Below are 22,589 nucleotides of genomic sequence, written 5' to 3' on the forward strand. Positions count from 1 at the left end.
CAGGCCGGAGGCGCTCTATAACAGCGAAGCTGGTCATCCAGTAGCCGTGGTACCCGGTGGTCGCGACGGCCTGGAGCAAAAGTTCGGTGAAACTCACGGCGACAGCCGACTCACGACGCCACTGGATGACCAGCTTCGCTGTTATAGAGCGCCTCCGGCCTGCGCCGGAATGACGGTGAGGGAAACGGGTAGCGCTAGACAAGATTGTGGACAACCGCTCAGAGATCCACATCCTGCGGCGAGCGCACGATAAAACCCCGCGCCTTGAGCTTGGCCAGGTAGCCGTCGTCCGAAAGCAGCTGATCCAGCGACAGCACGGCCACCGTGCTGCGATTGCGTACGAGAGCCGCCTCGGCGGCATCCATCCAGGCCGTCTCGATGCGCTGCGGCAGGTCCGGGATATTGAGCTGCTTCTCGAAATCGCCGTTGATCGCCGCGACGATGCACGGCTCGTAACTGCGGTGCGGCATCAGGCTCTCCAGGGTCTTCATGTCGCCTGTGGCCCATGCATTGGCGCGCTGGGTCAGCTTGGGCATGTCCTGTTCGACCAGACGCATGGTTTCGTCGAGACAGGCGATGCCTTTCTGCTGGTCCTGGTCGATGCTGGTGCTCGGTGGCGCATGGGTGACCAGCAGCTCGTAGCGCACGGCGATGACGCGATTGCCGTGCCGGCGCGCCAGCTTCTGCACCATGTCGGCAACGTCGATGTCGTTGGTCAGGTCGTCCGCCGCCAGCGCCTTCTCGTAGAGCTGCTGGGCAACGATCATCGGACGCATGAATTCGAGCGCATCGTCGTCGCGCAGGTATTGGTGGCGCAGGGCCAACCAGCGCGTGTACATCTCCGGCGACAGCAGTCCCTGCAAGGTGGCGCCGCCCGGATTGAGCTTGGCCGACGGCTGCAGGGCGAGTCGCGAGAACAGGCTGGGCGGCATGCGCAGGCGTGCCGACGGTGCTTCGAGCAACTCGGTGGAACGGCTCAAGGCCGTTTCGAGTTTGGTCCATTGCCATTCGGCATGCTTGGGCAGCGGCGACAAGGTGCCGACGATCCACAGCACATGCGTGCCGCGCCGCACTTCCCACAGCGCCGGTCCGGGCTGCTCGCCGCGAACGGTCACTGTCTGCAATTCGACGGCGCTGGCAGGCAACGGTGGCGTAACGGCGGTGGCGGCTGGCGCGGGCGCGTTCTGAGCCCACGCACTGGTGGCCAACAGCAGCATGCCGAGGCATAAAACGGTCTTCGCGTGCATCCGGCAAGCTCCTTGAAAGGACGCGACGGCTAAAGCCCGCCGAGGCGGGCTCCCTGGTTCAATGATAGCCGTGGTTGTGGCGTCGGAGCTGTTAACGCTCAGAAGACCTGGCGGAAGACAACGTACAGCCCGCCGGCCAGCAGGATCGAGGCGGGCAGGGTGAGCACCCAGGCCATCAGCAGGTTGCGCACGGTCGCCCATTGCAGGCCCGAACCGTTGGCCGCCATGGTGCCGGCGACGCCCGAGGTGAGCACATGGGTGGTGCTGAGCGGCAGGTGGTAGATGTCGCCCACCTGGATTAGCGTCATCGCCACCAGTTCCGCCGAGGCACCCTGGGCGTAGGTGAGGTGTTCCTTGCCGATCTTCTCGCCCACCGTCACCACGATGCGCTTCCAGCCCACCATGGTGCCCAGGCCCAGCGCGAGCGCCACTGCCACCTTCACCCACGGCGGGATGAACTGGATCGCCTGCGTGCCCAGTCCGCGCCAGCTGGTCAGCGTGGCGGTCTGTTCCTTGCTGAGCCCCGGCTGGGACAGCAGCAGCGGAATGGCGGCATTGGCGAGATAGATGTCGTTGCGCACGTTGCCCATCTGCTCCGGCGGCACCGATTTCAGCGACGAGCGATTGCCCACCTGCTGGTCGATCTGCCCGATCAGCTGGGCCAGCGCCGGTGCCGTGTTCGGCTGCGCGGCATGTTGCTGCACGGCGGTGGTCACCACGGCGCGCGGATCGCCGTCGAACGTCACCTTGCCGGCGATGCCGCTCAGCACCTGCTGCGTGTCCACCGACACCTGGTGGAAGGTCTTGACCTCGCCACCCGAGACGGCGCCGTTCAACGCATACGCCGTGGGCACCGTGCCGATCAGGATCAGCATGATCAGGCCCATGCCCTTCTGGCCGTCGTTGGAGCCATGACTGAAGCTCACGCCGGTGCAGGTAAACACCAGCAAGGCGCGGATCGGCCACGGCGGCGGCTTCTTGCCTTCCGGTGCGCGATACAGCGCGGGAATCTTCACCAGCGACTTGAGCAACAGCATCAGGAGGCCGGCCAGCAGGAAACCGGCGACCGGTGAGAACACAAGGCCGCGGAACACGCCCATGGCGGCATCCCAGTTCACGCCGCTGGTGCCGCTATGCGTGGAGATCAGCTGATTGGCCAGACCCACGCCGATGATCGAGCCGATCAGCGTGTGCGAAGAGGAATTGGGCAGGCCGAAATACCAGGTGCCGAGGTTCCACAGGATCGCCGCGATCAGCAGCGCGAACACCATCGCGAAACCGGCCTGTCCGCCCACCTGCAGGATCAATTCCACCGGCAGCAACGACACCACGGTGAAGGCCACCGCGCCGGAGGAAAACAGCACGCCGAGGAAGTTGAACGTGCCCGACCAGATCACCGCCATATTGGCCGGCATCGAATTGGTGTAGATCACCGTGGCCACCGCGTTGGCGGTGTCGTGGAAACCGTTGACGAATTCGAAACCCAGCGCGATCAGCAGCGCCACGCCGAGCAGCAGGAAGGGCGCAATCGAACGGACATGGACCACCGCCAGATCCTGTACCAGGCTCAGTCCGGCATACCCCGCGCCGATCAGCAGGATCACACCGAAGACCAGCGCAAACAGCCGTCCGGAACCCTGGCGTGGTGGAGCGGCGGAGACGACGGCGGCTTCGGTCTGCATGACATGCCCTTGTGGTCGGTCTCGCGCAAGCTAAGCACCCGCGCAAGACAGATACGTGACAGTCGAAAGGGGAAGCCGCCCGCTGCGCGGGCTGTAAATGGTAAAGGGTAAAGTGAGAAAAGGGCCTGCAGCTCACCTGCTGACCGTTCTTCCCATCTACCCTTTACAGCCCGCGTAGCGGGCGATTACCTATTCACCGCCGCTCAGCGCTCGCGCATCACCATCAGGCGCACTTCGGTCATGTCCTCGATGGCCCAGCGGATGCCTTCGCGGCCGATGCCGGACAGCTTCACGCCGCCATAGGGCATGTTGTCGACGCGGAAGCTCGGCACGTCGTTGACCACCACGCCACCCTGGTCGAGTTCGTTCCATGCGCGCATGGCGTTGGACAGGCTGTCGGTGAAGATGCCGGCCTGCAGGCCGTACTCGGAGTCGTTGACCAGTTCCACCACTTCATCGAAGCTGCGGAACGGCGCGAGCAGGGCGAACGGACCGAACGCTTCGTTGCGATAGGCCTTTGCGCTGGTGGGTACGTTTTCCATCAAGGTCGCTTCGAGCATCGCGCCGGCACGCTTGCCGCCGCACAACACTTTGCCGCCGGCCTTGCGCGCTTCCTCGATCCAGCCTTGCAGGCGTTCGGCGGCGGCTTCGTCGATCATCGGTCCGAGGAAGGTGTCTTTCTTCTTCGGGTCGCCGGCCTTGAGTTTCTTTACCGCGGCGACCAGTCGCTTCTTTACCTCGTCATACAGCGCCTCGTGCACATAGATGCGTTGCACGCTGATGCAGCTCTGGCCCGATTGGTAGAACGCGCCGAACACCATCCGGTCGATCACGTAATCGAGATTGGGCCCCTGATCCGCATCGACGATGCAGGCGGCGTTGCCGCCCAGTTCCAGGGTGACCTTCTTGTGGCCCGCGCGCGTCTTCAGGTCCCAACCGATCTGGCTGCCGGTGAACGACAGCAGCTTGAAGCGCGGATCTTCCACCAAGGGATTGGCGTGTTTGCCATCCAGTGTCAGCACGGAAAACGCACCCTTCGGCAGATCCGTCTCCGCCAGTACCTCGCCGATGATCAACGCGCCGATGGGCGTGCGTTCGGCAGGCTTGAGCACGAACGGACACCCGGCCGCGATGGCCGGCGCCACCTTGTGCGCCACCAGGTTCAAGGGGAAGTTGAACGGCGTGATGAACGATACCGGCCCCAGCGGCACGCGCTTGGTATAGCCGTGATAGCCGTTGAGCCGCTTGGCGATCTCCAGGTTGATCGTTTCGCCATTCGTGCGCACGGCTTCTTCCGCCGCGATGGTGAAGGTTTCGATCAGGCGGGTGACTTCGCCGTCGGAATCCTTGATCGGCTTGCCGGCTTCCACGCACAGCGCATACGCCAGTTCCTCGCGTCGTTCGGTGAAGCGCTGCGCGCAATGCTGCAGCACCTGCTGCCGCGCCCAGGGCTTGAAGTCGCGCATCGGGATGGTGGCTTTCACCGCCGCGGCAATGGCCTTTTCGGTGGCCTTGGCGTCGGGCACCGCGACACGCGTGGCGACCTTGCCGCTGTACTTGTCCAGCACGTCCATCATCTCTTTCGAGGTCTGCGGCTGGTTGGCGAGGTAGTAGGGGTAACTCTTGGCAAGCATGGATGGCTCCGACGCGTAGAGGCTCAGACGGCTGCGCTGAGCCGCGGGATGTCTTCGTTGAGAATGCGGTGATTGTCCGAATAGTCGATGGTCAGGTCGATCAGGTGCACGCCGCCGGCATTGAACGCGCGCTCCAGCGTGGGCAGGAATTCGTCGGCGCTGCCGGGACGATGGCCGCGCGCGCCGTGCGCCTCGGCAAACGCCACGAAGTCGGGGTTGCCGAACACCATGCCGTAATCGTCGTAGCCCATCTCGGCCTGTTTCCAGCGGATCATGCCGTAGGCGTCGTCACGCAGCAGCAGGATCACCAGGTCCAGCTTGAGGCGCACGCAGGTTTCCAGCTCCTGCGCGTTCATCATGAAGCCGCCGTCGCCGCAGATGGCCAGCACCTTGCGCTCGGGATAGACCATTTTCGCCGCCATCGCCGAGGGCAGGCCGGCGCCCATGGTGGCGAGTGCGTTGTCCAGCAGCACGGTGTTCGGTTCGCGGGCACGGTAGTAGCGCGCGTACCAGATCTTGTACATGCCGTTGTCCAGGCACAGCACGCCGTCGTCGGGCATGAAGCGCCGCGTGTCGTCGACGATGCGCACCGGATGCATCGGAAAGCGCTGGTCGCGCGCGTGCTCCTCGAGCTGCTTGTGGAACGCGTTGCGCACGCGGTCGAAGAAGCTGAAATTCCAATGCTCCTGCGGCTGCAGGGCATCGGTGAGGCGTTCCACCGTATGCGCGATGTCGCCGACCACCTCGATCTGCGGGAAATAGACCGCGTCCACTTCGGCGCTGGAAAAATTGATGTGGATGACCGTGCGCCGCCCTTTGCGCATGAAGAACGGCGGCTTCTCCACCACGTCATGGCCGACGTTGACGATCACGTCGGCCGCATCGATGGCGCGATGCACGAAATCGCCATCCGACAGCGCGGCATTGCCCAGCCACAGCGGATGGTCTTCGTCGATCACCCCTTTGCCCATCTGCGTGGTGAAGAACGGAATGCCCAGCTTGTCGATGAAAGCGCGCAGGGCCACCGTGGTGCGCTGGCGGTTGGCGGCGGCGCCGATCATCAGGATGGGATGCCTGGCGCTGGTGATCGCTTCGGCGGCCTGCACCAGGGCGGCTTCGTCGGGAGCGGGCCGGCGCGCGTATTCGGTGGGCAGCAGGATGACCTCTTCGACGCTGTCGCGCGCGATGTCTTCAGGCAGTTCCAGGTGCACGGCGCCGGGACGTTCTTCCTCCGCACGACGGAACGCTTCGCGCACGCGTGCCGGAATGGTGGGCGCCGAGACGATCTGCCGCGTGTACTTGGTCAGCGGCTGCATCATGTCGACCACGTCGACCAGCTGGAACAAGCCCTGCTTGTGCTCGCGGATGGGTTTCTGGCCGGTGATCATCATCATCGGCATGGCGCCGAGTTGCGCGTAGGCGGCGGCGGTCACCAGGTTGGTGGCGCCCGGACCCAGCGTGGACAGCGCCACGCCGGCTTCGCCGGTCAGGCGTCCCCAGGTCGCGGCCATGAAGCCGGCGGCCTGTTCGTGGCGGGTCACGATAAGTCGGATGGAGGAGTCACGCAGGGCTTCGACAAAATCCAGATTCTCTTCGCCCGGTACGCCGAAGATACGTTCCACGCCTTCGGCTTCCAGCGCCTTGACGAACAATTGTGCGCCCTTCATGCCTCGACTCCTCATGCGTAAGCGCGAAGGATGCGACACGGATCGTCCATGCCGCGTGAGCTGGCGGCGCTAGTCGTTCGATTCTTCCTTGCGCACCGACAGTGGCAATTCGCCGTCGGCAAGTCGGGCGCGCAGCGGCGTGCCTTCACCGATACCTTGGGAGGATCGCACGACCTTGCCGTTGGCATCGAAAATGATCGAATAACCGCGCTCCAGCGTGGCCAGCGGGCTGATCGCATGCAGCGCACGACCGTTCTGGCGCAGGTTGGCGCGGTCGCGTTCCAGCTTGCGTTCGATGCTGCTGAGCAGCCGTTGCCGCAGCTCGCCGAGGCGGCGTTGCAGCAGCATCAGACGTAGCCGCGGATGCTGGGCAAGCAGTCGTGCATGCACGCGTTCCAGTGCATTGTGTCGACGCTGCGATTGCTCGCGCTGCACGCCATGCAGGCGTCGCTGCAGATGCAGCAGTCGCTCGCGATCGCGGGCCAGCCGTGCCTGCGGACGCTGGGCCTGCAGGCGTGCCAGCAGATGATCCACGCGCTGGATGCGTGCCTGCAGCCGTCGCTGTTCCAGCGTGGCCAGCCGCTGCTGCAGTTGTTGCAGATGGCGGCGCAGCGCGAAGGCATCCGGCACCAGCAGCTCGGCCGCCGCCGATGGCGTGGGGGCACGAAGGTCGGCCACGAAGTCGGCGATGCTGAAATCGATCTCGTGACCGACCGCGGACACCACTGGCACCGCGCTGGCGTGGATGGCGCGCGCGACCCGCTCGTCGTTGAACGCCCAGAGATCTTCCAGCGAGCCGCCGCCGCGCGTCAGCAGCAACACGTCATAGCGACCGCTGGCCGAGGCCTTGCGCAGCATCTGCACGATGGCGGGCGGCGCTTCGCGTCCCTGCACGGGTACGGGCAGCACCTCCACATCGGCCAGCGGCCAGCGCCGCGACATCACGCTGAGCACGTCGCGAACAGCCGCGCCGGTGGCGGAGGTGATCACGCCGATGCGGCGCGCATAACGGGGCAGGGCGCGCTTGCGCGCCGGGTCGAACAGTCCCTCGGCATCCAGCCGCGCCTTCAGCTGTTCGAACTCGCGCTGCAAGGCGCCTTCGCCGGCCGGCTCCATGTGCTCGGCCACCAGCTGGAATTCGCCGCGCGGTTCGTACAGGCCCACCCGGGCGCGCACCAGCACATGCATGCCGTCGGCGGGTTTGAATTTCAGCCAGCCGCTCTTGGGCCGGAACATGGCGCAACGCACCTGGGCGCTGGCGTCCTTCAGGGTGAAATAGATATGTCCCGATGCCGGCCGGGCGACGTTGGACAGCTCGCCTTCGATCCAGATCAACGGCAAGGCGTCTTCCAGCAGGTCCCGCACCAGCCGGTTGAGCGAGCTGGGCGTCAGGATCTGGCGCGGCGGCGGGCCGGCCTGGTCGTGGGTGTCATCGGGCGAGCGCATGAAGGAGCGAGCCTAACATGAGATTCGCCCGTCGATTGCTGCGTTTACATCTGCTTGGCCCACTTAACGCAGCCTGGGCCTAAGGCATGGCGTCTATCTGATTGGATTTGCTATGGATTCATCGACTCAGATCGAGCCGTCCCGCTCGGCCGCGCGCTGCTTCTGGCGCCGCCGCAGACGCCACGCCCGGATGCCGAAATTGAGCGCGAACCAGGCGGCCAGCACGCCCAGCGGCCAGCCGAGCACGGCCGGCCACAGGATGGCGACCACCGCCAGCACGACCAGCGCGAGGGTGCCGATCACCAGGGGGCTGATGCTCGTATCGTCCAGCACCCGGCGGTCGGTCAGCGCCGCGCCCACGCTGTTGGCGATGCGCAGGGCGCCGGCAGCGGCTCGTCCCGAACTGCCGCCGGCACGGCGGGGACGCTGTGGCGGGCGGTCGTGGCTTTGCACATGGTCGGTCGCCCGGCGCCAGCGGCTGGGTGCCAGCACGATCTCGGTGGTGTTTTCCAGGTCGCGTTCGTACTGCTCGGCCAGTTGCCGGGCGAAGCCGGTGTCTTCCACCGCCACATCGATCTCGCGATTGCTCAGCCAACTGGCGATATTGAGATTGGATGAACCCACACGCGCCCACTGGCCGTCGGCCACCGCCGTCTTGGCGTGCAGCATCGAACCGTTCCACTCGAACACGCGGACGCCGGCCTTGAGCAAGGGCCGGTAGCCCGAGCGCGACATGCCGGCTACCACCGGGATGTCGCTGCTGCCGGGTACCAGCAGGCGCACGTCCACGCCGTCGCGCGAGGCGGCCGCCAGGGCCTGCACGTACGGCGCGACGCCGATGAAATAGGCATCCGTCAGCCACAGCGTCTGGCGCGCCATGGCGGCGATCAACTGGTCGAGCCGGTACATGCCGGCGGTGGCGGGCTGGGTGGCGATCACGCGCAGCGCCACCGTGCCGACCTCCACGTCGGCTGCGGGCTGCTCGAACGGATCGAGCGGCGTGCCGATGCTCGACCAGCTTTCGACGAAGGCATTCTCCAACTCGGCCACGGCCGGACCGTGCAAGGCCACGCCGGTATCGCGCCAGGGCGGCACTTGCCGCGCCGAGTCGCCCAGCCATTTCTCGCTGATGCACACGCCGGAAAGGAACCCGTGCACGCCATCGACCACCAGCAGCTTGCGGTGATCGCGGCTGACCCAGCCGAACGGTTGCCCGAACTGCGGCGGATTGAACGCGCGGACCTGGCCGCCGGCCGCGCGCAGCGGTGCCCAGAAGCGGTCGCGCGACTGTCCCTTGCAGCCCAGCCAGTCGTACACCACCGCCACGAATACGCCGCGTTGCGCGCACTCCACCAGCGCCTGGCGGAACGCCCGTCCGACCTCGTCGTCGCGGATGATGTAGTTCTCCAGCAGCACGCGCTCGCGTGCGCCGCGGATGGCCGCCAGCCAGGCGTCGTAGTGCGCGGCCGCATCGATCAGCAGCTCGGCGCGGTTGCCGCCCAGCAGCGGTGCGCCTGCGGCGCGGCTCAATGCCTGTTCGGCCAGCAGGCGTGCATGGGGCGATGCGATCGGTCGGTTCATGGCTGGAGTGTAGGGCATGCGTTCGGGCGTTCTTCAAGCGGTATTCACTTGGGGCGTGCCACCAATACGCCCCGTCCTTCCGGTCATGTCGCGCCCATGAACTATCTGTCATGTTTGCTCCATGTCGCCTGAGCAATGTCATACCGACACCGACGCGTGCGCGCAGCAGCTCGCCGAACGCATCGGCCCGGACCTGCGCGTGGCTGCGCCGCTGGGCTTGGGCAAGCCGCATGAACTGTTGAATGCGCTGTACCGGCTGACCCGGGCCGACACGTCGCGCTCGCTGTCCCTTTACACCGCGTTGTCGCTGACCCGTCCACGGCCCGCGCCGGGGCTGGAGGCGCGTTTCGTGGGACCGTTCGTGGAGCGGCATTTCGGCGCAGGCGCGGTGGATCCCGAATACGCCATCGACCAGGCGCGCGACCAGTTGCCTTCCAACGTCGCCGTGCACGAGTTCTACATGCAATCGGGCGCGCTGCTCCATTCGGGCGGGGCGCAGCGCAACTACATCAGTCAGAACTACACGCACGTGGCGCGCGACCTGGCCGTGCAGGACATCAACCTGCTGGTGCAACTGGTGGCGCGCCGCGAGACGCCCGAAGGCGTGCGCTACAGCCTTTCGTGCAACCCCGACCTGACCTTCGATTTCATCGACCGCGTGGTGCAGTCGGGCAAGCCGCGACCCTTGTGCGTGGCGGTGGTGCATCCGGATCTGCCGTACATCAGCGGGCATGCGGAAGTGCAGCGCGACTACTTCGACGTGGAACTGCGTACCGACACGGCGCCGCCGCTGTTCGCCGTGCCGCGCCAGCCGATCGACACGGCGGAATATGCGCTGGGCATCCACGCCAGCGCGCTGGTGCGCGACGGCGGTTGCCTGCAGATCGGCATCGGCGCGTTGTCCGACGCACTGGTCTACGGACTGCGCTGGCGGCAGCAGGACAACACGCAGTGGCGGCGTGCGCTGGTAGCGCTCGATCCGCGAGGCGGCACGCATGCCCTGGCGGCACGCATGGGCGGCCTCGCGCCGCTGCGCGCGGGCCTGTACGGCGCCAGCGAAATGGTCATGGACGGCTTCATGCATCTGCAGCGCGCGGGCATCCTCAAGCGTCGCGCATGGGACAACATGGCGTTGGAACGCGCGGCGGCATGTGGACGGCTGTCGCCGGAGACACCGGGTGGCCACTACCTGCGTGGCGCCTTCTTCCTCGGCACGCGCGAGCTGTATCGCTGGCTGGCTGAGCTCGATGCGAACGACCCCGATGCGCTGGACATGTGCCGCGTGTCCAACGTCAACCAACTCTACGGCGATCACCAGATGCTGGCCGCGCTGCAGCGGCGCGGGGCACGTTTCTTCAACACCTGCATGATGGCGACCTTATTGGGCTCGGCGGTGTCCGACGGCCTCGAAGACGGCGAAGTGGTGAGCGGCGTCGGCGGTCAATACAACTTCGTGGCGATGGCGCATGAGCTGGCCGACGGTCGTTCCATCCTCCTGCTGCGCTCCACGCGCCTGGGACGCAGCGGCATCGAAACCAATATCCGCTGGAATTACGGGCACACCACCATTCCGCGCCACTTGCGCGATGTGTTCGTGACGGAATACGGCGTGGCCGACCTGCGGGGCAAGACCGACAGCGAATGCATCGAGGCGATGCTCTCCATCACCGATGCGCGCTTCATCGACGCGTTGTGCGCGGAGGCGAAATCGCATGGAAAGCTGGCGGCGGACTTCCAGGTCCCCGAGCGCTGGCGCAACAACCGGCCCGAGCTTCTGAAGGAGGCGCTGGCGCCGTGGCAGGAGAAAGGCCTGCTGCCGCCGTTTCCCTTCGGCAGCGATTTCACCGAGGTCGAGCAACGCCTGCTGCCGGCGCTCGGCTGGCTGAAGAGCAGGAGTTCCAGCTGGCGTGGCAAATGGGAAGTGTTGCGGGCCGCCGCCTCGCCGGGTGAGCCCGTGGGCGGCGAGGACGAGGCGCTGGAGCGCATGGGATTCGCGCAGCCCGGCAGCATGGGCGACCGCATCCAGCAACGCTTGCTCAAGGCCGCCCTGCGCAAAACGGGCGGCTGATCCCTTCGCTCAGTGCATCAGCAGCGACAGGCCCTGTTCGCGCAAGGCGGGCAGGTTGAGGATATGCAGCCCGGTACGATCGGCACGAATCCATGCGCGCTCGCGCATGCGTCCGAGCAGGCGGCTCACGGTTTCCGTGGTCAGGCGCAGGTGGTTGCCGATATCGGCGCGCGACATGGGAAGCGGCAGGTAGTCTCCGGGCAATCCGAGCATCACGCGGCGGTCGCGCAGGTCCACCAGGAACGCAGCGAAGCGCTCTTCCGCCATGTGGTTGCCGCTGCTCAGCTGCAGGCGCGAAATGCGCTGGCTCGCCGACTGCACCAGATGCCAGGGGACGTCCGGCTGGCGGCCCGACAGCTGGCGGACGGCCGGGTAGGGGAAACGGCAGAACTGCGTCTTGCCCAGGGCCACCACGGCGTTGTCGTGCACTTCGCGCTCCATCGCGTCCAGGCCGATCATTTCGCCGGGCAGATGGAACGCAAGCACCTGCTCACGTCCGGCGACGTCCACCGCCACGGTCTTGGCCATCCCGGTCTGCACCGCATAGAGCGCACGGAATGGCGACATCGGGCGGTACAGGTACTCGCCCGTGCGAAGCGGGCCGACGCGTTCGGCCATATGCCGCAGCCCCGACAGTTCGGGCCGGTCGTAACCGCTGGCCTGGCAGACGGCGGCGTAACCGCAGCCGGCGCACGAAGGCGAAGGAGTCAGGCGATGGATGTCGTCCTGGCGATGGTCCTGATGCATGGATGGCACTCCTGTGACATGCGTATTGCAGGACACCATGATCCTCGTACAAGCCTTAAGAGTGGTTCCAATGCGCGGTTTTGCCGCATCGCGCAGGGTGCTGCGACGGTTGCTAGGGGGCACCCGGCCGTTCGGGTATCCTTTGCCCGTTGCCGTCCCTGAATCACGATCCCAACCATGAGCGACTCGACTCTTTCTCCGCGTCCCGCCCAGCCCGCTTCGCGCCGCCCCAGTGTCGGCGTCAGGATCGGCAAGATCACGGTGGGTGGTGGTGCACCCGTGGTGGTGCAGTCGATGACCAACACCGACACGGAAGATCCGGCCAGCACCGCCAAACAGATCGCCGAGCTTGCGCGCGCCGGTTCGGAACTGGTGCGCATCACGGTCAATACGCCGGCCGCCGCCGCCGCCGTGCCGCGCATTCGCGACAAGCTGGCGATGATGGGCGTGGACGTGCCGATCATCGGCGACTTCCACTACAACGGCCATCAGCTGCTGGAAGCGGAACCGGCCTGCGCCGAGGCGCTGGCCAAGTACCGCATCAACCCCGGCAACGTCGGCTTCGGCAAGAAGAAGGACACGCAGTTCGCCTCCATCATCGAGATGGCCCTGCGCTACGAGAAGCCGGTGCGCATCGGCGCCAACTGGGGCTCGCTCGATCAGAGCATGGTCGCCACGCTGATGGATGAAAACCACCTGCGCGCGCAGCCCTGGGATGCGGGACATGTGGCGCGCGAAGCGCTGATCCGTTCGGCGCTGGACTCGGCCAGGCGTGCGGAAGAGATCGGCCTGCCGCGCGATCGCATCATCCTGTCGTGCAAGGTGTCGGGCGTGCAGGAGCTGATCGCGGTGTATCGCGATATTGCCGGACGCTGCGATTACGCGTTGCACCTGGGCCTGACCGAAGCGGGCATGGGTTCCAAGGGCATCACCGCGTCGGCGGCGGCGCTCTCGGTGCTGCTGCAGGAAGGCATCGGCGACACCATCCGCATCTCGCTCACCCCCGAACCCGGCGCGTCGCGCACGGGCGAAGTCATCGTGGCGCAGGAACTGCTGCAGACCATGGGCCTGCGTGCGTTCACGCCGCTGGTCACCGCGTGCCCGGGTTGTGGCCGCACCACCAGCGAGTTCTTCCAGGTGCTTGCGCGCACCGTGCAGGACCACGTGCGCGAGCAGATGCCGCTGTGGCGCGTGAAGTACGACGGCGTGGAGAACCTCACCCTGGCCGTGATGGGCTGCGTGGTGAACGGTCCGGGCGAATCCAAGCACGCCAATATCGGCATCTCGCTGCCGGGCAACGGCGAGGCACCGTCGGCGCCGGTCTTCATCGACGGCCAGAAGGCAATGACGTTGCGCGGCGACAACATCGCCAGCGAGTTCATCGGCATCCTCGACAACTACGTCGCCAGCAAATACGTCAGTCGCGCCGGTTGACGCGGCGGTGGGCGACGGTGCCAGCGAAGCCCTGATCCTCGACGCCTGGCATGCGAATGCCCAGGCGTGGGAAGCCGCCGTTCGCGAAGGACGCATCGAAAGCCGCAAGCTGGCGACCGACCAGGCCATCGTCGAGCTGGTGTTGTCGCGCGTTCCCCGCACGGTGATCGACGTCGGTTGCGGCGAAGGCTGGCTGGCGCGGGCGCTTGCTGCGCAGGGTATCGAGGTGCTCGGTGTCGACGCCGTTCCGGCGCTGGTGGAAGCAGCGAGCGCCAAAGGTGGCGGCGATTTCCGCGTCGTCAGCTACGAAGACATGGCTGCTGGCGCGCTGAAGCAGCGCGCGGACGTGGTGGTCTGCAATTTTTCCCTGCTGGGCGGGGCGTCGGTGGATGCCCTCTTGGCCGCCGTGCCCGCGCTGCTCGAGCCCGATGGCGTGCTGGCGATCCAGACGCTGCACCCGCTGATGGCCGGCGTGGAACCCTATGCCGACGGCTGGCGCGACGGTTCCTGGGCGGGTTGCGGCGACGGCTTCGGCCAGCCCGCACCCTGGTATTTCCGCACCCTGGGCAGCTGGGTGACGGCCATCCAGAAGGCCGGATTGACCGTGCTGGCCATCAAAGAGCCGATTCATCCTCACACGGAACGCCCCGCCTCCGTTATCTTCTTGGCCGGAGCATCCTACAGGGGGAACGGGGATGAACAGGCATCGCGCCGTAGCGTTTCGCGCCACCGTACAGAGTGATCAGCGGCCGTGGCTGGTGCCACTGCCGTTCGATCCGGTCAGCCAATGGTCGACGCCTGCCAGGCCGCTATGGAAATGCGGCCACGGGCATCGCGTTCGCGGCAGTCTCAACGGAACGGATTTCCGCGGCGCCGTGGTCGAACGTTCCGGCACCTTCTGGCTGCAGCTGGAGGAATCGTCCGCCGCCGCCGCGGGTCTTGGCGCGGGCCAGTTCGTCGATGTGTTGATCGAGCCCGAGGACGCCTGAGGATGTGCGCCACGCGACAGCGTCCGCATCATCTTCGGGCTATGCTCGGGCCGGTCGCGCGCGGGTCGTGCGACGGGTAGCGAAGACGGCAGGGAGACGCAGTGACGGTCAAGCCTCAATTTCGCATCGTGGCCATCTATGTGTCGGTGGCCCTGCTGTGGGTGCTCTTCTCCGACCACCTGCTGTTTTCGCTCAACCTCGACGAGCCTACGTTGAGCACGCTGAACTCGATCAAGGGCAGCCTGTATGTGCTGGTGACGGGGGCGCTGCTGTACTGGCTGATCGGTCGCGACGTGCGTCGCATGGATCGCCTCAACCATCTGCTGCTGCGCGGCAACGAGCAATCGCTGCGCGCGCTGGTCTCGGCGATGGACGTGCGTCACAAAGAGACGCGCGATCACTCCGAACGCGTCATGCGCATGACCGTGGCACTCGCCCGGCGCGTGGGGCTGGAAGGCGATCCGCTGCGGCACGTGCGCTTCGGCGCCTTGCTGCACGACATCGGCAAGCTGGCGCTGCCCGATGCCATCCTGATCAAGCCCGGCCCGCTCACGCCGGACGAAATGACCCTGATGCGCACGCACACCGTGCTGGGTCGGGACTTGCTGATGCGCACTGCCTTTCTGCGCCCGGCCGTCGACATTCCCTATGCGCACCACGAACGCTGGGACGGCACGGGTTATCCGCGCGGCTTGCGGGGTGAGGACATTCCGTTGGCGGCGCGCATTTTCAGCGTGGTGGACGTGTGGGACGCCTTGAGTTTCCCGCGCGTCTACAAGTCCGCATGGCCGGAACCGGAAGTCATCGACTACCTGCGCAACGCGGCCGGAGGGCAGCTCGATCCCGGCATCGTGGCGCTGTTCCTGGAGCACTACGACGAGCTCAAGGCGATCGGATTGGGAACGGTGGCAGAGGACTGAGGCGTCGCGCGACGACGCTCGCCGGTCGGCTACACTCCATTGACGCCCGGGATGGGCAGAACAGGGGATGACATGCTGTTGCCGGATCTTTCGACACTGCCCGCTTTCGCGGCGTACTTTGGCCTGGGCGTACTGTTTCTCGCCATCTTCTGCACGGTACACATCTGGCTCACGCCGCAGCGTGAGATCGCGCTCATTCGCCAGGGCAACCAGGCGGCGGCGATCAGCCTCGGCGGCGCCCTGATCGGTTTCGTCGCGCCATTGGCCAGCGCCATGGCGCACAGCGTGAACCTGCTGGATCTCGCCGTGTGGGGACTGGTGGCGCTGATCGTGCAATGGCTGGCGCATCTGGTCATTCGTCTGCTCATCCACGACCTGGCCACGCAGGTCGAGCAGGACAATCGCGCCGCGGCGATTTTCGCCGCCGCGGTGGCGATTGCGGTGGGCCTGGTGAATGCCGCGGCGATGACGTGGTAAGCCGCCATGAGCGATTCAAACAAGTATCCCCTCTCGCGCGAGCTTCGGCCCGGCGTCAAGCCGCCGCAACGGCCTGACGCCCGCTTCCATCCGCTGCCGCCGCGCAACCAGAAACGTTCGTTTGCCGTGCCGCTGATCGCGCTCGGCGGCGCAACCCTGGTGGGTCTTTCGATGCTGGGTCGCGGCCAGGACGTGCAGCGCAACCGCTACAACAGTTACGAAGACTGCGTGCACGACTATTCCACCGGGCAGTGCCAGATCGATACCTCGGTGAGCGGCAGCAGCGGGTTGCATTACTACGGCCCCTGGTACCGCAGCAGCAGCGGCGGCAACGTCGCCAACGATCCAGGGCCGGGGCGCGCGTTCGCCGCGGGTGGACGCGCTGCGGCCACCAGTGCCTTCGGTGGGCCGCAGGGCGTCGAACTCGGCAGTCGGGGCGGCTTTGGTTCGACCGGGCGCGTTTCGGCGCGGGCCAGCTGATCGATGCGTCGACAGATGGGTACGCCGCGGACGGATTGGCAACAACGGCTCGAATCGCTCGGCTTCGCCTTCCATACCATCGATGGCCAGCCGTATTGGCGCGAAGACGTGCACTACGTGTTCGAGGCCGATGAGATCGACCAGATCGAAGCCGCCACCAGCGAACTGCACGCGCTCTGCCTCGAGGCCGTCGATCGCATCGTGCGTGCGGGGCGCTATGCGGAGCTGGGCCTGGGCGATCGCGCGGCCGCGCTGGTCGAGCGCAGCTGGTGGGATCGCGAGCCGGCGTTGTACGGACGCATGGACCTGGCCTACGACGGCCATTCGCCGCCGCGCCTGCTGGAATACAACGCCGACACGCCCACCGCGTTGTTCGAGGCATCGGTGGCGCAGTGGTACTGGTTGCAGGACGTGGCCACGGACGCGGACCAGTTCAACTCCATCCACGAAGCGTTGGTGGAGCGTTGGCGCACCTTGCCCGCGGCGTCGCACGTGCATTTCGCGGCCTGTTACGAAAGCACGGAAGACGCGCTCACCTGCGACTACCTCATCGATACCTGCCTGCAGGCAGGCCATCGCGCGACCGCCTTGGACGTCGAGCAGATCGGCTGGTCGGGCACGGATTTTATCGATCTCGACAACGCGCCCATCGAGCGGCTGTTCAAACTCTATCCCTGGGAATGGATGCTGGCCGAACCCTTCGCCGAGCACCTCCCGCAGACGCGTCTGCGCTGGTTCGAGCCGGCCTGGAAAATGCTGCTGTCGAACAAGGCGATCCTGCCTTTGCTATGGGAATACTTTCCCCGGCATCCGAATCTGTTGCCGGCCAGCCGTCGCCGCACCGACATCGACGGCGCGGTGGTGCGCAAACCGTACTGGGGCAGGGAAGGTGCCGGCATCGTGGTGCTGGGCAAGGGCGAAACTGGCGGTGCCAGCGCCGAGCCATGCATTTTCCAGGCGTTCTCGCCGCTGCCGGTGTTCGACGGACGGCATGCCCTGGTCGGGTCGTGGGTGGTGGGCAATGCCGCCGTGGGCATCGGCATGCGCGAGGACGCCGATTGCATCACGCGCAACACCAGCTGCTTTGTACCGCACCTGTTTCGTTGAAGCGCTTCAGTCGCGCGGCGCGCTGAAGGTGCGCCGGTAGTTCGCCGGCGAGGTGCGGTACGCGCGCTGGAAGTGCTGGCGCAGGGTCACCGGCGAGCCCAGGCCGATATCGGTGGCGATCCGTTCCAGCGGCCGCTGGGTGGTTTCCAGCAGGCGTTGCGCTTCGGCGAGCCGTTGCGCCAGCAGCCAGTCGCCGAAGCTGCCGCCGGTCAGCTGGCGGAAATGTCGCGTGAACGTGCGCCGGCTCATGGCTGCCTTTTCCGCGATCGTGTCGAGGTTGTGGTCTTCGTGCAGGTGCCGTTGCACGTGTTCGAGCAGGCGCGCCATGCGCTTGTCGGCAGGCGCCTCGGCCACGGGTTTTTCGATGAACTGCGCCTGGCCGCCGCGTCGCACCGGCGGCACCACCATGCGCCGCGCGATGTGATTAGCCATTTCACTGCCCAGCATCTGACGGACCAGATGCAGGCAACAATCGATGCCTGCCGCGGCGCCAGCGGACGTCACGATGTTGCCTTCATCCACGAACAGCACGTCGGCATCCACTTCGACCTCGGGGAATTGCGCCATGAACGGCTCGGCCCAGGCCCAGTGGGTCGTGGCGCGCCGGCCATCCAGCAAGCCGGCGTGTGCCAGCACATACGCACCCATGCACAAGCCGACCACGCGTTTGCCGCGCGCGGCCGCCTTGCGCAGTTGCTGGAGCAGGACAGCGGGAGGCACCTCGTCGGGATCGCGCCAGGACGGCACGATGATCACATCCGAGCGCGCCAGTTCGTCCAGGCCGTAAGGCGTCCCGATGGTGAAGCCCGCCGCGCTGGAAATCCGTTCGCCTTCGGCGGAACACACGCGCAGCCGGAACGGTGATTCGCCCTCCGGCGTCGGCGACTGGAACACGGCGCACGGCACCGACAGATGGAAGGGCAGGATGCCCTCGAAGGCGACCACGGCGACCCGAATCGTGCGCATGACCCGATTTACCCTATTGGCCCGATAGCATCGATGGTTGTCCTTCAGGCCACTCGTTGGCAAGTGCCGCCGGGCGCACCATGCGCAGCATCTCAACGCAAGGAGCTTCGCCATGTCCTCCCAACCGCGCCGTGCCGTGATCGTGGTCGATGTGCAGAACGAATACTTCACCGGTGAACTGCAGATCGAGTACCCGCCGTCCTCCCAGTCGCTGCCGCGCATCACCCGCATCATGGATGCCGCCACTGCGGCTGGAGTGCCGGTGATCGTGATCCAGCAGGATTCGCCGGTCGATGCACCTGCGTTCGCTTCGGGCAGCGATGGCTGGCAACTGCATCCGGAGATCGCACGTCGCCATCGCGATGCGCTGTTCCTGAAGCCGCTGCCCAGCGCGTTCAGCGATACCGGCCTGGGCGAATGGCTGGCGCAACACCGGATCGACACACTGACGGTGCTCGGGTACATGACCCACAACTGCGACGACACCACCATCAAGCACGCATTCGATCGCGGCATGGAGGTGGAATTCGTGCACGACGCATCAGGCGCCGTGTCGTACGCCAACCACGCCGGCTATGCGAGCGCCGAGGAAATCCACCGCGTCTTCAGCGTGGTGCAGCAATCGCGCTTTGCGGCGGTGTTGAGCACCGAGGAATGGCTGCAGGCGCTGGCTTCCGGCGAGCGGCCCGCGCGCGGCAACATCCTCGAGTCGTATCGTGCCGCGCAGGCGCGTCAGTCGGCGGTGGCCTGATCGGTCACCTGCGCCAGCGAGGTGAACGAGGCCCAGCTGCCGCGTTGTCCCGGCAGCTGGGACAGCTGGGCTACGGTGCGCAGGAACTGGGCGCGGGGATACTCCACCGCGCCCAACTGCACCAGGTGGGCATTGGTCACCTGCGCGTCGATCCATGGGAAGTCCCAGCCGCGCAGCAGTTTCGCCAGCGCCAGCAGCGCCACGCGCGAGCCGCCGCTTTCGCGGCTGAACATCGATTCGCCGCAGAACAATCGACCCACGGCGATGCCGTAGATGCCGCCGACCAGGCGATCCTGTTCCCATACCTCGACGCTGTGCGCATACCCCATCTCGTGCAGGTGCGCATAGGCGTCGACCATGGCCGGCACGATCCAGGTACCGCTCTGGCCCGGGCGTGGCGCGGCGCAGGCTTCCACCACTTCGCGGAAGGCGTGATCCACCGTCACGTGCCAGTCCACCTGCGCCAGCCGCCGCCGCACCGTGCGGTTGGGCCGCAGGCTGCTGGTGTGGAAGACGCAGCGGGGATCGGGCGACCACCACAGCAGCGGCTCGTCCTCGTTGAACCACGGGAAGATGCCCTGCGCGTAGGCGGCCAGCAGCCGACGGGGCGACAGGTCGCCGCCGAAGGCCAGCAGGCCGTTCGGATCGTTCAACGCCTTGCGCGGATCAGGAAAGTGTTCCGGCCTGGTCGCGTCGAGCAGGGGCAGTCGAATCATGGGGCTTGAGTGGCGGGGTGTGCGGTACATGCTACCGGCATGGCGATGTGGTTAGCATGCACTTTCCTTCATGACACCGGGATCGGGCATGCGTCGTCGTTTCTTGTGCTGGATGGTCGCTTCGTGTCTCGCGCCTGCGGCGATGGCCTCCACCACGGACATCGATCCTGCGCTGGCCAGGCGTATCGACAGCGACGTGCAGACGGTCTTGCAACGCACCGGCACGCCGGGCGCCACCCTCGCGATCTATCGCGACGGCGTGGCCGTCTACCGCCACGCCTATGGGCTGAGCGACCGCGAGCACAAGACGCCCGCCACGCTGTCGACGCATTACGAAATCGGTTCCATCACCAAGCAGTTCACGGCGGCGGCCATCCTGCAGCTGCAGGCAGCGGGCAAGCTGGATGTCGACGCTCCGCTGGCGACCTATCTGCCGGATGCTCCGCACGCGAAGGAAGTGACGCTCAAGCAGTTGCTGTCACATACCAGCGGCATGCCGGAGTACCTGGACGGTCCGGACGTCGAAGCGTGGGCCGTGAAGCCAGCCACGTTCGATCAGATCATCGCGCGCATCAAGGACAAGCCGCTGGATTTTCCGCCCGGCAGCCGCTGGTCCTATTCCAACAGCGGTTATGCGTTGCTGGGGCGGGTGATCGAGCGGGCCTCGCACGAATCGTACGAGCAGTACGTCAAGACGCACCTGCTGGCGGTGGCTGGCATGACCCACACCTACACGGTGGCCGAGGAGTCGTCGATTCCCGGCATGGCCAAGGGCTACCGGCACGCGGACGGCAAGCTGGAAGCGGCACCCACCATCCATGACACGGTGGGCTGGGCGGCCGGCAACCTGGTCTCCACGGTGGATGAGCTGGAGCGCTGGAACGTCGCGCTCAAGAGCGGAAAGATCGTGCGTCCCGCCGACTATGCGCTGATGACCACGCCCGCGCCCGGCAGCACCGACTACGGCCTGGGCCTGTTCGTCGACACGCTCGACGAGCAACCGCGCATCGGCCATACCGGCGGTTCGTTCGGCTTCACCAGCTCCAATCAATATTTCCCGAAGCAGGGCATCCAGGTCATTGCGTTCACCAATTCGGGCGACAACCCGGAGCCGGGACAGATGCTGGTGACTGCGGCGTTCGAAGCGATGTATCCGGATCTCGCGCGGGCTGCGCGCAAGCCGGCGGCGGGCGAAGATGCCGCCGTCACCAGCACGGTACGCACGGCGTTCGATCAGCTGCAGAAGGGAAGTCGCGATCCGTCCATGTTCGGCGACAAGCTGAAGGCGAAGCTGGCCGCGGGTTTGTCCGGGCGCATGGCCAAGCAATTGTCGGTGTTCGGCGCGCCGTCGTCCTTCATCTTCAAAGGGCAGCGCCACGACCACGAGCAGGTCTGGAACGACTACCGGATCGAGTTCGGCCCCGGCAACAGCCTGCCGTTTGGCGTGCGGCTGGATGAAGGCGGCAAGGTGGTCGGCATTTCCGTCGGCTAGGCCTCAAGATGCGCGTAGGGGCTGTGTTGCATCAGCTCCTGCGCATAGTCGTCCATCCCTTCGGCTTCGCGCTGCAGCGCTTCATGCACGGCGTCGCGGAAACTCTTGTTGACCAGGTAGTGACGCGAGTGCGTGCGCACCGGCAGGAAGCCGCGGGCGAGTTTGTGTTCGCCTTGCGCGCCGGGTTCGAAGCGCTGCAGTCCATGACGGATCGCGTGCTCGATGCCCTGGTAGTAGCACAGCTCGAAATGCATGCCCGGCACGTCGACTTCCGCGCCCCAGTAACGGCCGTACAGCGTGTCGCTGCTTTGCAGGAACAACGCCATCGCCACGATGCGCTCGCCGTGGCGCGCCAGCGCGAGTTGCACGCTGTCGCCCAGCGTGTCGCGCAGGCCCAGGAACATCGAGCGGGTCAGCGCGGCGTGGTTGCCCTTGGCGTCGAAGGTGGACTCGTAAAGCGCATGGATGTGCCGCCACTCCTCGACACTCAGCGAGCTGCCGCCGCGCATCTCGATGGCGAGGCCGCTGCGGGCCACGTGTGCGCGCTCCTGCCGGATGTTCTTCCGCTTCTTGTGATTGAGCGCGGCAAGGAACTGGGTGAAATCCGCATAGGCATGGTTGTGCCAATGGAACTGCACGTCGGAGCGGACCAGCCATGGCGTGTCGAACGCAGCCAGTTCGTCGTCGCGCAGAAAATTGGCATGCACGGAGGAGAGGTTCATGCGCTCGGCGAAGCTGCGCATGGCCGCGGTCAAGGCGTGCTGGCGCTCGACGGTGCGTGCATCGTTGCCGGCCAGCAAGCGCGGTCCCGGCACGGGCGAGTAGGGCACGGCGTTGAGCAGCTTGGGGTAGTAATCGCCGCCGGCCCGTTCCCAGGCGCTGGCCCAGCTCCAGTCGAACACGAATTCGCCGTGCGAGTTGCCTTTCAGGTACAGCGGTGCCGCGGCAACCAGATGGCCGTCTTCATAGAGACCAAGGTGATGCGCCTGCCAGCCCCAGTCGGCGCGGATGCAGCCGGTGCGCTCCAGCAGGGCGAGGAAGGCATGCGAGACGAAGGGGTTGTCGTCGGGCCGAAGCGCATCCCAGGCCTCGGCCGGGATGCGTTCGATGCTGTCGTGGAAGCGTGCTTCGATCACGGCGCTCCAAAAACATGGATACTTCAGTCTTAAATCTCGTCATTCCGGC

20 protein-coding genes are annotated in these 22,589 nt (G+C 66.1%); 10 read left to right on the forward strand and 10 right to left on the reverse strand.

Annotation, left to right across the window (positions count from 1 at the left end; genetic code table 11):
* Positions 1–218: 218 nt before the first annotated feature.
* The 6 genes from ACN9MB_RS09765 to ACN9MB_RS09790 all read right to left on the reverse strand — a co-directional run bounded on the left by ACN9MB_RS09765 (position 219) and on the right by ACN9MB_RS09790 (position 9,257).
* Entirely contained in the window at positions 219–1,247 is a 1,029-nt protein-coding gene (locus ACN9MB_RS09765) for a TraB/GumN family protein (RefSeq protein ID WP_426271650.1), read from the reverse strand.
* Between the two features lie 98 nt (positions 1,248–1,345).
* Positions 1,346–2,929 carry an inorganic phosphate transporter gene (locus ACN9MB_RS09770; protein WP_426271651.1) on the reverse strand — a complete coding sequence of 528 codons (1,584 nt, stop codon included), beginning with the start codon at positions 2,927–2,929 and terminating at the stop codon, positions 1,346–1,348.
* A gap of 203 nt (positions 2,930–3,132) precedes the next feature.
* Positions 3,133–4,563 (reverse strand): aldehyde dehydrogenase family protein, encoded by a 1,431-nt coding sequence (locus ACN9MB_RS09775; protein ID WP_426271652.1) that lies wholly within the window; start codon positions 4,561–4,563, stop codon positions 3,133–3,135.
* Positions 4,564–4,586: 23 nt separating this feature from the next.
* Positions 4,587–6,230: an acetolactate synthase large subunit gene (locus ACN9MB_RS09780; RefSeq protein ID WP_426271653.1), complete on the reverse strand. Its 1,644-nt coding sequence runs from the start codon at positions 6,228–6,230 to the stop codon at positions 4,587–4,589.
* A gap of 69 nt (positions 6,231–6,299) precedes the next feature.
* A complete protein-coding gene (xseA, locus tag ACN9MB_RS09785) occupies positions 6,300–7,676 on the reverse strand; it encodes an exodeoxyribonuclease VII large subunit (RefSeq protein ID WP_426271654.1) in 1,377 nt (458 codons plus the stop codon).
* A gap of 126 nt (positions 7,677–7,802) precedes the next feature.
* Complete coding sequence (locus ACN9MB_RS09790) at positions 7,803–9,257, reverse strand: phospholipase D-like domain-containing protein (protein WP_426271655.1); 1,455 nt, start codon at positions 9,255–9,257, stop codon at positions 7,803–7,805.
* A 121-nt stretch (positions 9,258–9,378) separates the two neighbouring features.
* Between ACN9MB_RS09790 and ACN9MB_RS09795 the strand changes: the two genes are divergently transcribed.
* Complete coding sequence (locus tag ACN9MB_RS09795) at positions 9,379–11,325, forward strand: acetyl-CoA hydrolase/transferase C-terminal domain-containing protein (protein ID WP_426271656.1); 1,947 nt, start codon at positions 9,379–9,381, stop codon at positions 11,323–11,325.
* Between the two features lie 9 nt (positions 11,326–11,334).
* Here ACN9MB_RS09795 and ACN9MB_RS09800 read toward each other — a convergent pair whose 3' ends face one another.
* A complete protein-coding gene (locus tag ACN9MB_RS09800; protein ID WP_426271657.1) occupies positions 11,335–12,072 on the reverse strand; it encodes a Crp/Fnr family transcriptional regulator in 738 nt (245 codons plus the stop codon).
* A 177-nt stretch (positions 12,073–12,249) separates the two neighbouring features.
* Here ACN9MB_RS09800 and ispG point away from each other — a divergent pair, with 177 nt between their 5' ends.
* The 7 genes from ispG to ACN9MB_RS09835 all read left to right on the forward strand — a co-directional run bounded on the left by ispG (position 12,250) and on the right by ACN9MB_RS09835 (position 17,479).
* Complete coding sequence (gene ispG / locus ACN9MB_RS09805; RefSeq protein ID WP_204635734.1) at positions 12,250–13,506, forward strand: flavodoxin-dependent (E)-4-hydroxy-3-methylbut-2-enyl-diphosphate synthase; 1,257 nt, start codon at positions 12,250–12,252, stop codon at positions 13,504–13,506.
* A 7-nt stretch (positions 13,507–13,513) separates the two neighbouring features.
* Positions 13,514–14,248, forward strand: coding sequence for a class I SAM-dependent methyltransferase (locus ACN9MB_RS09810; RefSeq protein ID WP_426271658.1), 735 nt, complete (start codon positions 13,514–13,516; stop codon positions 14,246–14,248).
* Complete coding sequence (locus tag ACN9MB_RS09815) at positions 14,202–14,495, forward strand: DUF1905 domain-containing protein (protein ID WP_204635736.1); 294 nt, start codon at positions 14,202–14,204, stop codon at positions 14,493–14,495. Before ACN9MB_RS09810 ends, ACN9MB_RS09815 begins: the two co-directional genes overlap by 47 nt.
* A gap of 101 nt (positions 14,496–14,596) precedes the next feature.
* Entirely contained in the window at positions 14,597–15,415 is an 819-nt protein-coding gene (locus ACN9MB_RS09820) for an HD domain-containing phosphohydrolase (RefSeq protein ID WP_204635737.1), read from the forward strand.
* 72 nt (positions 15,416–15,487) lie between these two features.
* The gene (locus ACN9MB_RS09825; protein WP_204635738.1) at positions 15,488–15,892 is read left to right on the forward strand and encodes a DUF350 domain-containing protein; all 405 of its coding nucleotides are present in this window, start codon (positions 15,488–15,490) and stop codon (positions 15,890–15,892) included.
* 6 nt (positions 15,893–15,898) lie between these two features.
* Positions 15,899–16,372, forward strand: coding sequence for a hypothetical protein (locus tag ACN9MB_RS09830; RefSeq protein WP_204635739.1), 474 nt, complete (start codon positions 15,899–15,901; stop codon positions 16,370–16,372).
* A gap of 15 nt (positions 16,373–16,387) precedes the next feature.
* Complete coding sequence (locus tag ACN9MB_RS09835; protein ID WP_426271659.1) at positions 16,388–17,479, forward strand: glutathionylspermidine synthase family protein; 1,092 nt, start codon at positions 16,388–16,390, stop codon at positions 17,477–17,479.
* A gap of 6 nt (positions 17,480–17,485) precedes the next feature.
* Here ACN9MB_RS09835 and ACN9MB_RS09840 read toward each other — a convergent pair whose 3' ends face one another.
* Entirely contained in the window at positions 17,486–18,445 is a 960-nt protein-coding gene (locus tag ACN9MB_RS09840) for a GlxA family transcriptional regulator (protein WP_426271660.1), read from the reverse strand.
* A 112-nt stretch (positions 18,446–18,557) separates the two neighbouring features.
* Between ACN9MB_RS09840 and ACN9MB_RS09845 the strand changes: the two genes are divergently transcribed.
* On the forward strand, positions 18,558–19,196 hold the full coding sequence (locus ACN9MB_RS09845) for a cysteine hydrolase family protein (protein WP_426271661.1): 639 nt from the start codon (positions 18,558–18,560) through the stop codon (positions 19,194–19,196).
* Here ACN9MB_RS09845 and aat read toward each other — a convergent pair.
* The gene (aat, locus tag ACN9MB_RS09850; protein ID WP_426271662.1) at positions 19,178–19,912 is read right to left on the reverse strand and encodes a leucyl/phenylalanyl-tRNA--protein transferase; all 735 of its coding nucleotides are present in this window, start codon (positions 19,910–19,912) and stop codon (positions 19,178–19,180) included. The genes ACN9MB_RS09845 and aat overlap by 19 nt on opposite strands.
* A gap of 88 nt (positions 19,913–20,000) precedes the next feature.
* On the opposite strand from aat, the gene ACN9MB_RS09855 reads away from it, so the two are divergent.
* The gene (locus ACN9MB_RS09855) at positions 20,001–21,404 is read left to right on the forward strand and encodes a serine hydrolase domain-containing protein (RefSeq protein ID WP_426271663.1); all 1,404 of its coding nucleotides are present in this window, start codon (positions 20,001–20,003) and stop codon (positions 21,402–21,404) included.
* On the opposite strand, the gene ACN9MB_RS09860 is transcribed toward ACN9MB_RS09855, so the two are convergent.
* Positions 21,401–22,540, reverse strand: a complete 1,140-nt coding sequence (locus tag ACN9MB_RS09860) for a GNAT family N-acetyltransferase (RefSeq protein WP_426271664.1) — start codon at positions 22,538–22,540, stop codon at positions 21,401–21,403. The two genes, ACN9MB_RS09855 and ACN9MB_RS09860, sit on opposite strands and share 4 nt — an antisense overlap.
* Between the last annotated feature and the right edge of the window lie 49 nt (positions 22,541–22,589).

Origin of the sequence: Dyella kyungheensis (genome assembly GCF_049913195.1) — a bacterium.
GTDB classification, from domain to species: Bacteria; Pseudomonadota; Gammaproteobacteria; order Xanthomonadales; family Rhodanobacteraceae; genus Dyella; species Dyella kyungheensis.

Excerpts from the sequence above, each read along its gene's own strand:
- ACN9MB_RS09765 (WP_426271650.1), bottom strand. The coding sequence starts at position 1,247 with ATGCACGCGAAGACCGTTTTATGCCTCGGCATGCTGCTGTTGGCCACC.
- ACN9MB_RS09770 (WP_426271651.1), bottom strand. The coding sequence starts at position 2,929 with ATGCAGACCGAAGCCGCCGTCGTCTCCGCCGCTCCACCACGCCAGGGT.
- ACN9MB_RS09775 (WP_426271652.1), bottom strand. The coding sequence starts at position 4,563 with ATGCTTGCCAAGAGTTACCCCTACTACCTCGCCAACCAGCCGCAGACC.
- ACN9MB_RS09780 (WP_426271653.1), bottom strand. The coding sequence starts at position 6,230 with ATGAAGGGCGCACAATTGTTCGTCAAGGCGCTGGAAGCCGAAGGCGTG.
- xseA (WP_426271654.1), bottom strand. The coding sequence starts at position 7,676 with ATGCGCTCGCCCGATGACACCCACGACCAGGCCGGCCCGCCGCCGCGC.
- ACN9MB_RS09790 (WP_426271655.1), bottom strand. The coding sequence starts at position 9,257 with ATGAACCGACCGATCGCATCGCCCCATGCACGCCTGCTGGCCGAACAG.
- ACN9MB_RS09795 (WP_426271656.1), top strand. The coding sequence starts at position 9,379 with ATGTCGCCTGAGCAATGTCATACCGACACCGACGCGTGCGCGCAGCAG.
- ACN9MB_RS09800 (WP_426271657.1), bottom strand. The coding sequence starts at position 12,072 with ATGCATCAGGACCATCGCCAGGACGACATCCATCGCCTGACTCCTTCG.
- ispG (WP_204635734.1), top strand. The coding sequence starts at position 12,250 with ATGAGCGACTCGACTCTTTCTCCGCGTCCCGCCCAGCCCGCTTCGCGC.
- ACN9MB_RS09815 (WP_204635736.1), top strand. The coding sequence starts at position 14,202 with ATGAACAGGCATCGCGCCGTAGCGTTTCGCGCCACCGTACAGAGTGAT.
- ACN9MB_RS09825 (WP_204635738.1), top strand. The coding sequence starts at position 15,488 with ATGCTGTTGCCGGATCTTTCGACACTGCCCGCTTTCGCGGCGTACTTT.
- ACN9MB_RS09830 (WP_204635739.1), top strand. The coding sequence starts at position 15,899 with ATGAGCGATTCAAACAAGTATCCCCTCTCGCGCGAGCTTCGGCCCGGC.
- ACN9MB_RS09835 (WP_426271659.1), top strand. The coding sequence starts at position 16,388 with ATGGGTACGCCGCGGACGGATTGGCAACAACGGCTCGAATCGCTCGGC.
- ACN9MB_RS09840 (WP_426271660.1), bottom strand. The coding sequence starts at position 18,445 with ATGCGCACGATTCGGGTCGCCGTGGTCGCCTTCGAGGGCATCCTGCCC.
- ACN9MB_RS09845 (WP_426271661.1), top strand. The coding sequence starts at position 18,558 with ATGTCCTCCCAACCGCGCCGTGCCGTGATCGTGGTCGATGTGCAGAAC.
- aat (WP_426271662.1), bottom strand. The coding sequence starts at position 19,912 with ATGATTCGACTGCCCCTGCTCGACGCGACCAGGCCGGAACACTTTCCT.
- ACN9MB_RS09855 (WP_426271663.1), top strand. The coding sequence starts at position 20,001 with ATGCGTCGTCGTTTCTTGTGCTGGATGGTCGCTTCGTGTCTCGCGCCT.